This window comes from Pseudomonas putida, from assembly GCF_003228315.1.
GTDB classification, from domain to species: Bacteria; Pseudomonadota; Gammaproteobacteria; order Pseudomonadales; family Pseudomonadaceae; genus Aquipseudomonas; species Aquipseudomonas putida_S.
This window is the reverse complement of record NZ_CP029693.1, coordinates 6,244,539-6,258,621: the sequence shown is the minus strand read 5'-3', so window position 1 is coordinate 6,258,621 and position 14,083 is coordinate 6,244,539. Positions and strand designations below refer to the sequence as shown.

General features: G+C 59.8%; 13 protein-coding genes and 1 tRNA gene. 9 read left to right on the top strand and 5 right to left on the bottom strand.

Going from position 1 to position 14,083, the window contains the following annotated elements:
* Positions 1-86 precede the first annotated feature (86 nt).
* The gene (locus DKY63_RS29280) at positions 87-1,175 is read left to right on the top strand and encodes an HlyD family secretion protein (RefSeq protein WP_110967316.1); all 1,089 of its coding nucleotides are present in this window, start codon (positions 87-89) and stop codon (positions 1,173-1,175) included.
* Positions 1,176-1,224: 49 nt separating this feature from the next.
* Positions 1,225-2,715, top strand: coding sequence for an MDR family MFS transporter (locus DKY63_RS29275; protein ID WP_204354377.1), 1,491 nt, complete (start codon positions 1,225-1,227; stop codon positions 2,713-2,715).
* A 130-nt stretch (positions 2,716-2,845) separates the two neighbouring features.
* Here DKY63_RS29275 and uvrB read toward each other — a convergent pair whose 3' ends face one another.
* Positions 2,846-4,861, bottom strand: coding sequence for an excinuclease ABC subunit UvrB (gene uvrB / locus DKY63_RS29270; RefSeq protein ID WP_110967314.1), 2,016 nt, complete (start codon positions 4,859-4,861; stop codon positions 2,846-2,848).
* 350 nt (positions 4,862-5,211) lie between these two features.
* Between uvrB and DKY63_RS29265 the strand changes: the two genes are divergently transcribed.
* The 3 genes from DKY63_RS29265 to DKY63_RS29255 all read left to right on the top strand — a co-directional run bounded on the left by DKY63_RS29265 (position 5,212) and on the right by DKY63_RS29255 (position 7,031).
* A complete protein-coding gene (locus DKY63_RS29265) occupies positions 5,212-6,408 on the top strand; it encodes an amino acid aminotransferase (protein WP_110967313.1) in 1,197 nt (398 codons plus the stop codon).
* Positions 6,409-6,644: 236 nt separating this feature from the next.
* Complete coding sequence (locus DKY63_RS29260; RefSeq protein ID WP_110967312.1) at positions 6,645-6,854, top strand: hypothetical protein; 210 nt, start codon at positions 6,645-6,647, stop codon at positions 6,852-6,854.
* Positions 6,855-6,955: 101 nt separating this feature from the next.
* Positions 6,956-7,031: transfer RNA gene (locus DKY63_RS29255), tRNA-Asn, on the top strand.
* Between the two features lie 136 nt (positions 7,032-7,167).
* On the opposite strand, the gene DKY63_RS29250 is transcribed toward DKY63_RS29255, so the two are convergent.
* Positions 7,168-8,685 carry a nucleobase:cation symporter-2 family protein gene (locus tag DKY63_RS29250; protein ID WP_110967311.1) on the bottom strand — a complete coding sequence of 506 codons (1,518 nt, stop codon included), beginning with the start codon at positions 8,683-8,685 and terminating at the stop codon, positions 7,168-7,170.
* Positions 8,686-8,930: 245 nt separating this feature from the next.
* Here DKY63_RS29250 and DKY63_RS29245 point away from each other — a divergent pair, with 245 nt between their 5' ends.
* Together DKY63_RS29245 and DKY63_RS29240 are read left to right on the top strand one after the other, a co-directional pair.
* A complete protein-coding gene (locus tag DKY63_RS29245; protein ID WP_110967310.1) occupies positions 8,931-9,212 on the top strand; it encodes a BrnT family toxin in 282 nt (93 codons plus the stop codon).
* 3 nt (positions 9,213-9,215) lie between these two features.
* Positions 9,216-9,539, top strand: coding sequence for a BrnA antitoxin family protein (locus DKY63_RS29240; RefSeq protein WP_110967309.1), 324 nt, complete (start codon positions 9,216-9,218; stop codon positions 9,537-9,539).
* 63 nt (positions 9,540-9,602) lie between these two features.
* Here the strand turns inward: DKY63_RS29240 and DKY63_RS29235 are convergent, their stop codons facing one another.
* Positions 9,603-10,430: an arylamine N-acetyltransferase family protein gene (locus DKY63_RS29235; RefSeq protein ID WP_110967308.1), complete on the bottom strand. Its 828-nt coding sequence runs from the start codon at positions 10,428-10,430 to the stop codon at positions 9,603-9,605.
* Between the two features lie 112 nt (positions 10,431-10,542).
* A complete protein-coding gene (locus DKY63_RS29230; RefSeq protein WP_110967307.1) occupies positions 10,543-11,337 on the bottom strand; it encodes an exodeoxyribonuclease III in 795 nt (264 codons plus the stop codon).
* A 126-nt stretch (positions 11,338-11,463) separates the two neighbouring features.
* Between DKY63_RS29230 and DKY63_RS29225 the strand changes: the two genes are divergently transcribed.
* Together DKY63_RS29225 and DKY63_RS29220 are read left to right on the top strand one after the other, a co-directional pair.
* On the top strand, positions 11,464-12,054 hold the full coding sequence (locus DKY63_RS29225; protein ID WP_110967306.1) for a GNAT family N-acetyltransferase: 591 nt from the start codon (positions 11,464-11,466) through the stop codon (positions 12,052-12,054).
* A gap of 244 nt (positions 12,055-12,298) precedes the next feature.
* Complete coding sequence (locus tag DKY63_RS29220) at positions 12,299-12,628, top strand: hypothetical protein (RefSeq protein ID WP_110968011.1); 330 nt, start codon at positions 12,299-12,301, stop codon at positions 12,626-12,628.
* A 31-nt stretch (positions 12,629-12,659) separates the two neighbouring features.
* Here the strand turns inward: DKY63_RS29220 and DKY63_RS29215 are convergent, their stop codons facing one another.
* Entirely contained in the window at positions 12,660-14,066 is a 1,407-nt protein-coding gene (locus DKY63_RS29215; RefSeq protein ID WP_110967305.1) for a DUF1254 domain-containing protein, read from the bottom strand.
* Positions 14,067-14,083 lie beyond the last annotated feature (17 nt).

The following is a 14,083-nucleotide window of genomic DNA, read 5'->3' as shown; positions in this document are numbered from 1 at the left end:
AGCGATGGCATTTACCGCTTATCGGCTGTATGCCAGATTCACCTGCTGATAACTTTCCTTACATATCCTCGACTACAGTTTGCCCCATGCCTGCCCAACTCAAGCGTCGCCTGTCCGTTTTCCTGTTGATTGTCCTGCTGATTGCCGGGGGCTTCTTCGCCCATTGGTTCTTCAAGGGACGCTTTTATGAAAGCACCGACAACGCGTATGTCCAGGGCGAGATCACCCGCGTTTCCAGCCAATTGGGCGCGCGTATCGATCAGGTGCTGGTGCAGGACAACCAGCACGTCGAGAAAGGCCAGCTGTTGATCCGGCTCGAAGGCGATGATTTCCGCCTCGCCGTCGACCGCGCCAACGCGACGCTCGCCACTCGCCAGGCCGAGCGCCTGCAAGCCCAGAGCAAACTGACCCAGCAAGGCAGCCTGATTGCCGCCAGCGAAGCACAGGTCGCCTCCAGCCAGGCCAGCCTGGGTCGTACGCAGATCGATCTGAACCGGGCAGAAACCCTGCGCAAACCCGGCTACGTGTCGGAAGAACGGGTCACCACCCTCTCCGCCGAATCCCATATCGCCCGGTCCCAGCTGAGCAAGGCCCAGGCCGATGCCCAAGCGCAGCGCCAGCAAGTCAATGCGTTGAGCGCCGAAATCAAACGCCTCGACGCACAGATCGCCAACGCCCAGACCGATCTCGCACAGGCTGAACTGAACCTCACCCGCAGTGAAATTCACGCGCCTATCAGTGGCCTGATCGGCCAGCGCGCGGCCCGGGAAGGCCAGTACGTGCAGGCCGGCGCTTATCTGCTGTCGATCGTGCCCGACGAAGACATCTGGATTCAGGCCAACTTCAAGGAAACCCAGATCGGCCACATGCAGCCCGGGCAGAAGGCCCAGCTGACCTTCGACGCTTACGGCGACACACCCATCGAAGCCCGGGTCGACAGCCTGTTCGCCGCCTCCGGGGCGCAGTTCAGCCTGTTGCCGCCAGACAACGCCACCGGCAACTTCACCAAGGTCGTGCAGCGGATTCCGGTCAAACTGACGTTTGCCGCCGACAATCCACTGCGCGGCAAGATCCGTCCGGGCATGTCGGTGACCGCCACCGTGAACATCAAGGACGCCCCTGAAGCCGTCACGCCCAAGGTAAGCAGCAAAGACACCTCTGACGATGGCCGGTGATCAACTGATCCGCCCGGTCGGGGAACCGACCCGGCGGGACTGGATCGCGGTGATGAGCGTGATGCTCGGCGCCTTCATGGCCGTGCTCGACATCCAGATCACCAACTCATCGCTCAAGGACATTCAGGGCGCGCTGTCGGCGACCCTGGAGGAAGGCTCGTGGATTTCCACCTCCTACCTGGTGGCGGAAATCATCATGATCCCGCTGACGGCCTGGCTGGTGCAGTTGCTGTCGGCGCGGCGCCTGGCGGTGTGGGTGTCCCTCGGTTTTCTCGTCGCTTCGCTGCTGTGCTCCATGGCCTGGAGCCTGGAAAGCATGATCGTCTTCCGCGCGCTACAAGGCTTTACCGGCGGCGCGCTGATCCCGCTGGCGTTCACCCTGACCCTGATCAAACTGCCCGAACATCACCGCGCCAAGGGCATGGCGATGTTCGCCATGACCGCCACCTTCGCCCCCTCCATCGGCCCGACCCTCGGCGGCTGGCTGACGGAAAACTGGGGCTGGGAATACATTTTCTACATCAACATTCCGCCCGGCCTGATCATGATCGCCGGGCTGATGTACGGTCTGGAAAAGAAAGAAGCGCACTGGGAATTGCTCAAAAGCACCGACTACGCCGGCATCGTCACCCTGGGCGTTGGCCTGGGCTGCCTGCAGGTGTTTCTGGAGGAAGGTCATCGCAAGGACTGGCTCGAATCGGACCTGATCGTGACGCTGGGCAGCATCGCCCTGATCAGCCTGATCACCTTTGTGATCGTGCAGTTTTCCAAGCCCAATCCGTTGATCAACCTCGGCATCCTGGGCAATCGCAATTTCGGCCTGTCGAGTATTTCCAGCGTCGGGATGGGGGTCGGCCTGTACGGCTCCATCTATCTGTTGCCGCTGTACCTGGCGCAGATCCAGAACTACAACGCCCTGCAGATCGGTGAAGTGATCATGTGGATGGGCGTGCCCCAGCTGTTTCTGATTCCGCTGGTGCCCAAGTTGATGAAGGTTGTCTCGCCGAAATGGCTGTGCACCGTGGGTTTCGGCCTGTTCGGCTTGGCGAGTTTTTCGTCGGGGGTGTTGAACCCGGACTTTGCCGGGCCGCAGTTCAATCAGATCCAGATCATCCGCGCGCTCGGGCAGCCGCTGATCATGGTCACCATCTCGTTGATCGCCACTTCGTACATCCTGCCGAAGGATGCAGGGTCAGCGTCGAGCCTGTTCAACATTCTGCGCAACCTGGGTGGCGCCATCGGCATCGCCCTGCTCGCCACGCTGCTGGATGCGCGAACCAAGACTTACTTCGATTACTTGCGCGAATCGATTGTGCCGAGCAATCCGCAGGTGGCCGAACGCCTCGCGTCACTGACCGGCACACTGGGCAATGAGACAGCGGCGTTGGCCAAACTCAGTGAAATTGCGCATCAGCAGGCATCGATCATGGCCTACAACGATGCGTTTCATTTTGTCGGGATTGCGCTGGGGATCAGCATGTTGGCGGTGTTGTTGACCAAAAAACTGCCGGCGGGGTTGAAGGCTGGGGAAGCACATTAGTACCGAGGCGCCCCCATCGCGAGCAGGCTCGCTCCTACAGGTACAGCGCCGGACACAATGTTTGTGAACGACGCAAAACACTGTGGGAGCGAGCCTGCTCGCGATGAGGCCCGCACAGACCTCGCAAATCTCAAACCTCGATCAACCGCTCGCGCAACTTGGTAATCTCGTCGCGCATCTGCGCCGCCGCCTCGAATTCCAGATCCCGCGCCAGCTGATACATCTTCTCTTCCAGCGCCTTGATCCGCTTGGCGATCTCGCCTGGCGAGCGCAACTCGGCTTCATAACGGGCGTTTTCCTCGGCGGCCTTGGCCATGCCCTTGCGCTTCTTGCTGCGCGAACCCGGCACGGTGGCGCCTTCCATGATGTCGGCCACGTCCTTGGTCACCCCTTTAGGAACGATGCCGTTGGCCAGGTTGAAGGCGATCTGCTTGTCGCGCCGCCGCTCGGTTTCACCAATCGCCCGTTCCATCGACCCGGTAATCCGATCGGCATACAGAATCGCCCGACCATTGAGGTTACGCGCGGCACGGCCGATGGTCTGGATCAGCGAGCGCTCGGAACGCAGGAAGCCTTCCTTGTCGGCATCGAGGATGGCCACCAGCGACACTTCCGGCATGTCCAGGCCTTCACGCAGCAGGTTGATCCCCACCAGCACATCGAAGGTGCCCAGGCGCAAGTCGCGGATGATCTCGACGCGCTCCACGGTGTCGATGTCCGAGTGCAGGTAACGCACCCGCACGCCGTGGTCAGCCAGGTAATCGGTCAAGTCTTCGGCCATGCGCTTGGTCAGCGTGGTGACCAGCACCCGCTCCTCGACCGCGACGCGCTTGGTGATTTCCGACAGCAAGTCATCGACCTGGGTCAGCGCCGGACGGACCTCGATTTGTGGGTCCACCAGCCCGGTCGGGCGCACCACCATGTCAATGACACGACCGGCGTGCTCGGCCTCATAGTTGCCCGGCGTCGCCGAGACGAAAATCGTCTGCGGGCTCACCCCTTCCCACTCATCGAAGCGCATCGGCCGGTTGTCCAGCGCCGAAGGCAGACGGAAACCGTATTCCACCAGCGTCTCCTTGCGTGAGCGGTCGCCCTTATACATGGCGCCGACCTGCGGCACGCTGACGTGGGACTCGTCGATCACCAGCAAGGCGTCGGCGGGCAGATAATCGTAGAGCGTCGGCGGCGCAGCACCGGCCGGCCGCCCGGACAGATAGCGCGAGTAGTTTTCGATGCCGTTGCAATAACCCAGTTCGAGGATCATCTCCAGGTCAAAACGGGTGCGCTGCTCCAGACGCTGGGCTTCCACCAGTTTGTTGTTGGTCCGCAGGTATTCCAGGCGCTCCTGCAGTTCGACCTTGATGCCCTCTACCGCTTCGAGCAAGGTTTCCCGCGGCGTCACGTAGTGGCTTTTTGGATAAAAGGTGAAGCGCGGCAACTTGCGCAGCACCTCGCCGGTCAGTGGATCGAACGCCGACAGGCTTTCCACTTCGTCATCGAACAGTTCGATGCGGATCGCTTCAAAGTCCGATTCCGCCGGATGAATATCGATCACATCGCCACGAACGCGGAAGGTCGCACGGGCGAAATCCATGTCGTTGCGGGTGTATTGCAAATCGGCGAGGCGACGCAGCAGAGCGCGTTGATCGAGCTTGTCGCCGCGATCCACGTGCAACACCATCTTCAGGTAGGTTTCCGGGCTTCCCAGACCATAAATGCAGGACACCGTAGTAACGATGATGGCGTCCTTGCGTTCCAGCAGTGCCTTGGTGGCGGACAGGCGCATCTGCTCGATGTGATCGTTGATCGAGGCATCTTTCTCGATGAAGGTGTCCGAGGACGGGACGTAGGCTTCCGGCTGGTAGTAGTCGTAGTAGGAAACGAAATACTCGACGGCGTTGTTCGGGAAAAACGTCTTGAACTCGCCATACAACTGCGCTGCCAGGGTCTTGTTCGGCGCCAGTACCAGGGTCGGACGCTGCACCTGGGCGATCACGTTGGCGATACTGAAGGTCTTGCCCGAGCCGGTCACACCGAGCAACGTCTGGTGCGCGAGTCCCGCCTCGATGCCCTCGACCATCAGGCGGATGGCTTCCGGCTGGTCGCCGGCGGGGGCGAAACGGGTGACTAGCTGGAATTCAGACATGAAGTATCTCTCTGTGCTGGAAGCGGCGATCGCCCCCACGCAGTCAAACCGGCAGGAACGGGAAAGGCCGCAAACGACTTACGCGCCCGAGGAAAAAACTGGATTGTGCTGAATGTGGAGCCGATTGCCAGCGCTTTCAAGGCAAACGTCCTACATCCTGTGAAGACTTTGATTACGCCAATCGACTAACGGTCGATAAATATTCGGAAAAACTTGCCGTAAAAGCCAAATCCTCTGTCGCCATCAATCGCAGATGGCCTCTATACTAGCTCCCCGTTTGTGCACCGCTCTAGTGCATTCGGCTGGAGCGCCACACGTCCCTCCACTCTCCATTTAGAGCTGCCGCAAAAATGAGCCTGTTCTCCGCTGTCGAAATGGCACCACGCGATCCAATCCTGGGCCTCAACGAAGCATTCAACGCCGATACCCGTACTGACAAAGTCAACCTGGGGGTTGGTGTTTACTGCAACGAGGAGGGGCGAATTCCACTCCTGCGCGCCGTTGTCGAAGCCGAGACGATTCGCGCCGCTCAACACGCTTCCCGTGGCTACCTGCCAATTGACGGCATCGCCGCCTACGACCAGGCCGTGCAAAAACTGCTGTTCGGCAATGATTCGCCACTGCTCGCTGCTGGCCGGGTCATCACCACCCAGGCCGTCGGCGGTACCGGCGCACTGAAAATCGGTGCCGACTTCCTCAAGCAACTGCTGCCGAACGCCGTCGTGGCGATCAGCGACCCGAGCTGGGAAAACCACCGCGCCCTGTTCGAAACCGCCGGCTTCCCGGTGCAGAACTACCGCTACTACGACGCCGCGACTCACGATGTGAACCGTGCCGGCATGCTCGAAGACCTGAACGCGCTGCCAAACGGCTCGATCATCGTGCTGCACGCCTGCTGCCACAACCCGACCGGCGTGGACCTGAGCCCGGCGGACTGGAAAAACGTTCTGGAAACCGTGAAAGCCAAAGGTCACGTACCGTTCCTCGACATGGCCTACCAGGGCTTTGGCGATGGCATCGACGAAGACGCCGCCGCCGTGCGCCTGTTCGCAGAATCGGGGCTGACCTTCTTCGTTTCCAGTTCGTTCTCCAAATCCTTCTCGCTGTACGGCGAGCGCGTTGGCGCCCTGTCGATCGTCAGCGAATCGAAAGAAGAAAGCGCGCGCGTACTGTCGCAAGTCAAACGCGTGATCCGCACCAACTACTCCAACCCGCCAACCCACGGTGCAACCATCGTGGCCGCCGTGCTCAACAGCCCGGAACTGCGCGCCCAGTGGGAAGCGGAACTGGCCGAAATGCGCCTGCGCATTAAAGGCATGCGTACCCAGATGGTCGATCTGCTGGCGCAAAACGCTCCGCAGCGCGATTTCAGCTTCGTCGGTCGTCAGTGCGGCATGTTCTCCTACTCCGGCCTGAGCGTTGAACAGGTTCACCGCCTGCGCAACGAGTTCGGCATCTACGCCCTGGACACCGGCCGCATCTGCGTGGCTGCGTTGAACCAGAGCAACATCAAGACTGTGACGGATGCCATCGTTCAGGTCATCTGAACCGCAGCCTGATCCGAAAAACGGGAAGCCAGATGGCTTCCCGTTTTTTATTTGTGGCAGATATTTCCCGATGGCCTGACCGGGGCCTCTAAACTGCACACAGATCAAATGTGGGAGCGAGCCTGCTCGCGAAGGCGGCAGTTCAGTCAAAGATGTATTGAATTGGACATTGCCATCGCGAGCAGGCTCGCTCCTACAGGTTTTGTGTACACCCGAGATTTCCGAAGAGAACCGACATGAAAAACGACAACCTGCGCGCCGACCGCGACGACCTGGATGATCTGGACGTCTTCACCCCCCGCCACCAAGCCAAGCGCGGCAATAACCTTGTGCTGCAAATCGCCACCGGCGTATTTCTCGGCGGCCTGGTCCTGTGGCTGGTGCAGCTGGGCGCCACCGCGCTTTACGCCAAACTGATGCTCGGCACTATCACCTTCGGCGGTTAGGCCGCTTCGGGCACCTTTAAACCACCGTCCGTCTCGTGGCGTCCGCCATTTTGTTATCAGACGCTTGACTTCTCTTTTTGAATCAGTAACATAGGCGCCATTCCGCGATAGCTCAGTTGGTAGAGCAAGTGACTGTTAATCACTGGGTCCCTGGTTCGAGTCCAGGTCGTGGAGCCAGATAGCAAGACCGAAAAGCCCCTGAATCGAAAGATTCAGGGGCTTTTTTGTGGCCCTGCATAAATGCCGGGATCTTTCGATCCATAAAAAAGGCCGACCTGTCTCGCGACAGATCGGCCTTTTTCACCCGCGCATGTCAGACATGCTCACTGCTTTTCGCCAGCACCGGTCGCGGCTCTACCGCGCCATGCGCCGATTCCAGCACCGGAATCTCCTTGCCGTCGCAGTCATGCAGCTTGCCGTCGCTGAAGTAATCCCCTTCGCGCAACGCCGCCAGATCCTGATAACGAATAACCCGCTCGGTCCCCGCCGCAAACACCGATTGTTGATCGGAGTTACCGGCAGTCAGGTGGTTGAAGGTCAGGTTCAAGACGATCGCCATGATCGCCGAGGAGCTGATGCCCGAGTGGAAGATCGTGGCGAACCAGCTCGGGAAGTGTTCGTAGAAGTTCGGCGCGGCAATCGGGATCATGCCGAAGCCGATAGAGGTGGCAACGATGATCAGGTTGACGTTGTTGCGATAGTCGACCTTGGACAACGTGCGGATACCGCTGGCCGCCACGGTGCCGAACAGTACGATCCCGGCACCACCGAGCACGGAGGTCGGCACGGCGGCGATGACCCGACCCATGAATGGCAGCAGGCCGAGGATCACCAGGAACAGACCGCCGGTGGCCACCACATAACGACTCTTGACCCCCGTTACCGCCACCAGCCCGACGTTCTGGGCAAAGGCGCTTTGGGTGAAGGAGCCGAAGATCGGCGCGATCATGCTCGACAGCATGTCCGCACGCAGGCCGTTGCCCAGGCGCTTGGAGTCGACCTTGGTGTCGATGATTTCACCGACCGCCAGGATGTCCGCCGAGGTTTCCACCAGCGTCACCATCACCACGATGCACATCGACAGGATGGCCGCGAAGTGGAAGGTCGGCAGGCCGAAATGGAACGGCGTGGGGAAACCGAACATCGGGCCCTCGGTGACGGACGAGAAGTCCGCCATGCCGAGGAACACCGCGATGATCGTACCGATGACCATGGCCAGCAGGATCGACAGGCGGGAGATGCTCGCGCTGCCGATCTTGCTCAAGAACAGCACCAGCACCAAAGTCAGCGCGGCCAGGCCGATGTTGGCCATGCTGCCGAATTCCGGTGAATGGCTGTTGCCACCCATGGCCCAGCGCGCGGCCACCGGCATCAACGTCAAACCGATGGTGGTGATCACGATGCCCGTGACCAGCGGTGGAAAGAACTTGGTGATTCTGGAGAACACCGGCGTAATCAGCAGGCCTATCAGGGACGCCGCAATCACCGCCCCGAGAATCGCCTGGAAGCCACCCTCACCTCCCGTGCTGACAATCGCCACCATGGTCGCAACGCCAGAGAACGACACGCCCTGTACCAGCGGCAACTGACACCCGAAAAACGGCAGACCCAGGGTTTGCAGCAACGTGGCCAGCCCCCCCGCAAACAATGAAGCAGCAATCAACAAACCGATGTCCGCCGGCGACAGCCCGGCAGCCTGACCAATGATCAAAGGCACCGCGACGATGCCACCGTACATGGTCAGAACATGTTGCAGGCCGTAAGCCATATTCGCGCCGATCCCAAGATTTTCGTCTTCGGGCCGTTGGTGTGAAACATGGGGCGTTTTCATGTTAGGGGGTTCCCTGGTTTTTGTTATGCGCACACTGTATTCAAGATCAGAGACAAAAGTCTATAGAGTTGTATACAACTTACTCGTCAAGTTATGAACGGTCAGTCATGCAGACTGTATGCCAGTACGCCTCAAACCTTGAAATACATCCCCCCGTCCCATTCTCCTGCGCCCGCTAGTCTTTGGAATTCGCGGCGACCATCGGTCACGGTCACCCTCTTTCATATACATATAAAGTATGCATAATGAAGTCATTCGAAATTCAGTATCACAAGGCGAAGAACGCGGCGAACAAACTCAAGCACCGCGGCATCAGCCTGGCCGAAACGGAACCGGTGTTTCATGACGAACGCGCTCTCACCTTTCAGGACGATCACCATGATGAGCAGCGCTGGATCACCATGGGGCTTGATGGCAAGGGTCGTCTGCTGGTGGTTGCGTACACATATCGTGATCCGAATTTCGTAAGAGTCATTTCCGCGCGCCTCGCCAGTAAAAACGAGCGCCGCCAGTATCAAGAGGCCTGACCGATGAAAGACGAATATGACTTCAGCAACGCCAAGCGCGGAGCGGTTGCTTCCAGCAAAGGCAAAACCCGCATCACCATCATGCTCGACGATGTCGTCATCGAGGCGGCTCGCGCGCTGGCGGAAAGCGAGGGATACGGTTACCAGACCGCCATCAACAACACCCTGCGCCGGGCCCTGTTGGCAGCTCCGCAAAAGGCAAAGCCCGAAGCTGCCGGGCATCTCAAGCGCAACGTCACGACCTCCGAGTTGAAAGCTCTGGAGAAAAAACTTTCGGAAGCACTCAGGGAAATTCATCGCGTCATGGAACCTGAGGCTCAGCCATAGACCGGGCACAAAAAAGGGGCGGATTGATTCAATCTGCCCCTTTTTTGTATGCACGATCGAACGCTAGTGCGGCTCCACCAAGCTTTCGAGGGTGCTGATCAATTTCGCATGATCCGGCACCCGAATGCCGAATTCACTCTCCAGCACGGCAATCAGTTCCGAAACATCGGCCAGCTCCCGACGCTCACTCTCCTGACCCAGGCGATGGATCGCGAAACTGCCGTTGTTCAGCGTACGCCGCCAACCCTCCCCGGTCCGCGCCACCATCAGTTGTTTGGCGAAGGACGAGTCGGGATGGGTCGAGACATACCAGTTGCCGAGGGTGTAATCGATGTCTTCCTGGCGTTGCAGGTCGAAGATGTACATCTGCCGCCACTCGTTCCCGACCTTGGCGCGCAGCGTATACCCGTCGGCGTGTTGCTCGATGCGATAGGGTTCATGGGGTGTTGATTGTTCCTCGCGGCTATCAAGCAACAGCGGTGCAGTGGGAACCATGCCACCGAAGCCGACATCGCTGATGTAGCGCTTGCCATCCACGATCACCAGGCTCAAGCGATGGGTGCGAGCGGGCCAGGCGCCTTCAGGCTGGCCGATGACCACGCGCCCGCTGATGCCCCGCGCATCGAAACCCAGCTCCTGAAGCAATGCCAGGTACAGATTGTTGAGTTCGTAGCAGTACCCTCCGCGCGCTCCATGCAGGACCTTGCGCTCGATTGAAGGCAAGTCGATCAGCACCGGCTCGCCCGACAACGTGGTGAGGTTCTCGAACGGGAAAACGCCGGTGTGGCGCAATTGCAGTTGACGCAGGGTTTCCAGGGTCGGCGCCGGGGGCGCATCGAAACCCAGGCGTTGCAGATATAGCGCGGGGTTGCTCAGGCGTGGCTCGCTCATCGTTCAGTCCTTGTACACGCGGGTCGCGGATCTTTCCGCCAGTGGGCGCTATGTATAAAGGATGAAGCGATGTCGCTGACAATTGATTTAGCCAATCGCCAGGCAACAGACCTTAACGGTGTTTACGCGATCCCAACTGAATCCAGGTCGGCGCGTGATCGCTGGCATGGGGCTCGTTGCGCACCCAGGCATCGACGCCCGCGTCCTGCAAGTAAGGACTCGACACCGGATTGAGCAGCAGATGATCGATACGCAACCCAGAGTTCTTTTGCCAGTGCTGGCGGAAATAATCCCAGAAGGTGTAGATCCGCTCATCCGGGTAGACATGCCGCAGGGCATCGGTCCAACCCTGGTCCAGCAGGCGCTGATAACACTCACGACTCTGCGGTTGCAGCAACGCATCCTTGAGCCACGAGCGCGGGTTGTAGATATCCAGGTCGGTGGGTACCACGTTGTAGTCACCGGCCAGCACCACCGGATGCTCGCTACCTTGCAGCGTTTGCGCATGGCGGATAAGCCGCTCGAACCACGCCAGCTTGTAGTCGAATTTCGGCCCGGGTTGCGGGTTGCCATTGGGCAGATACAGGCAACCGACCAGCACGCCATGCACCGCCGCCTCCATGTAGCGACTGTGATTGTCGCTGTCATCCCCCGGCAAGCCTCGCCGGCTCTCCAGCGGCTGTGCGTCGCGCGCCAAAATCGCCACGCCGTTCCACGACGCCTGTCCCTGCCAGATCGCGCCATAGCCGATCGCTTCAAGCTCCGCGGCAGGAAACGCACTGTCAACCGACTTGAGCTCCTGCAAGCAGGCAATATCCGGTTTCTCACGCTCAAGCCACGCCAGCAGGTTCGGCAGCCGTGCGCGCATGCCGTTAACGTTGAAGGTCGCGATTTTCAGCTTTTTCATGGCCACCGATCCCTTTGCCTGGTTGCCTATTCTGTGACCGCGCTGCCGCTGCGTGGTTGCGTCGGCCGGCACAGGTACGGCGTAATAGACACCCCACGCCCGATTCGCCTGCCGAGAAAGACTCAGATGACAGACGCCTCTTTGGAGGGCCAGCGAATAAGCCTGCGCCCACTGCAATATGCCGACGCCGACGCCCTGGTTCAGGCCGCCGCCGATGGTGAACTGTGGAACCTGACAGTCACTGTCGTGCCCTCTTCCACCACCGTCGACGCCTATCTGAAAAAAGCCCTCGATGGCCGCGAGGCCGGGACGGTTCAACCCTTCGCGATTGTGCTGAAGGACAGCGGCGAAGTGATCGGCTCAACCCGCCTGTGGAAAATCGACCGGCTCAATCGCAAGCTGGAAATCGGCAGCAGCTGGATCTCGACACGCTGGCAGAAAACCTTCGTCAATACCGAAGCCAAGTACCTGCTGCTGCGCCATGCCTTCGAGGAACTGGACTGCGTGCGGGTGCAATTCACCACCGACGAAAACAATCAGGCATCGCGCAAAGCCATTCTGCGCCTCGGCGCACAGCAGGAAGGCATCGTGCGCCACGAACGCATCATGCCGGACGGGCGCAAGCGCAATTCGGTGCGGTTCAGCATCATTGATGAGGAATGGCCGCAGGTGCGACAGCATCTGGAGGAGAAACTGGCGGGATACAGTACTCGCTGAAACGCCAAGCCCCTGTAGGAGCGAGCCTGCTCGCGATGGACGTCAACGATGACGCGGGCTGTCTGGATAATTTTTCGCGAGCAGGCTCCTCCTACAATTGAATGGTGACATCCGCGAAATCAGGTTCGCTTTAACGCCCACAGGGGTTCTGCGGTGTGTTTTGCACCATTCGTCACCCATCCGGCACCAATCACCCCGCCACCCACACCAACGTCAGGTATCTACTCACTTTCTGGAGAGGTCGCTGATGAACATCAAAATCACTTCACTGCTACTCGCCGGCTTGCTGTCCGCCACCTCACTGGCCGCCTTCGCCGCATCCAATGACGCTACCGATGCGCCCCGTCCCAAGTCCGGCGCAACCGGTGGCCCGGTCATGCCGCCCGACAACACCCCCGCATCGCCCTCAGGTGGCAACGCCGGTGACGGTGGCGCGACCGGCTCCTCCAGTGGCAGCGCCAGCCGCACGGGTTCAGGTTCCGGCGCTGGCGGCGGTACCGGCTCGGCCGGCGGTGGGACAGGCGGCGCCGGTGGCGGGACAGGCAGTTTTACGAATAAAGGCAGCCAATACTGAGCCCTCGTCGGCCACCTTTACTGGCCGGTCATTACATTTGCTTGACCGGTGGCGGGTTCCACTTGCCGGTCAGCGCTTCGGCCTTCGGTCCGTATAAACGCATGGTCAGGTTGAACGGCCCCTTGGGCGCCGGCAGCCAGTTCGCCTCCAGATCCTTGCCCGGGCTTTCATTCTGGAAGTAGATGTCGAGCGATCCATCGGCATTGTTCTTGAACGGCATCCAGCTGCTGACCGCAAAACGATTGAGGTCGTTGGCGACCTGGAAACCTTCGGAGTCATACAGCGTGACCGACCAGAACGCGTTTACTGGCGGCGCTTCGCCCTTGTCGAAATGCAGCACGTATTTGTTCGCGCCATCCAGGGGCTTGCCGTTGGCGTCGCCCAGGTTCAACGGATAAATCGCGTCTTCGGGCAGATTGGCACCCAGCCCGAGCTGCGCGACGATCGCGCGCTTGAGGTAGTAGTTGCCGTAAACCCCCATGGTATCGGTGTTCATCGACCAGCCGTTGACCACCCGCGCCAGGGTTTCCACTTTCCAGTTCATCAACGCCTGCGCGTCTTTCGGCGCGGATTCCAGAGCGGCTTTGATCTCGGGATCCAGCGCGTCCATGTTGAATGATTTGCCGGGCTCGATGCCCAGGCGCTTCATCTGAGCCAGCATCGGTTGATCGGTCGCATGGGCCGGATGCAACTTGAGCAACTCGGCGGCATAAGCGAAGTAGTTGGCAGCCGACATGGTGTCGACCTGGATCTTCGGCGGTGTCTTCATGTCCACCGTCGAGTCGATCCGCACGCTCACCGGTTCGGCTTCTTTACCCAGCCGCGACAACGGCGTCACCGTGTAGCCGGCCTGGATCTTGTGCACCGCCGCATAATCCGCGGCGCCATCGGTTTTGGTGCGACCGATGATCCAGACGTAAGGCGTCGGCGCCGGCAGTTGCTGCATCCCGGCGGGCACCTTGCCAACCCAGCCCGGCGGCGTTACCAGAAACTGCGAAGCCTCAGTCCCCGTGGTGCGCCAGCCCGGCGAAGCGAACACGTCGCTCCACATGTCGAGCATCGGCAGCAGGTAGAAACGCCCGGCCGTGTCCGGTGCGGCAATCACCAGCGGTTCCTTGGTCAAATCCAGCCAGGCAATGGAATACAAGGTGTCGAAGTTCGAGCGCACCACACCCTTGAAACTCGCCGGCGGATACTCCGGCACGCTCACGAACATATTCATCGGGCCCTTCCCGAATTCCTTGCCCGGTTCGATGTTGGTGAACTGTTTGCGGGTGATATCCATGGTCAACAACGGATAGAAATACACATAGGCATCCACGCCAATGGCGTGGGCTTCTTCCGATGTGAGTTTCGATTGAGCCTGGGCGGAAAGCGGAAAAATGGCGGAAGCGGCAACGGTCAGAGCAACGGCTGTCAATGCTTGAGTTATCAACATATTGGCGATCGTCCGTA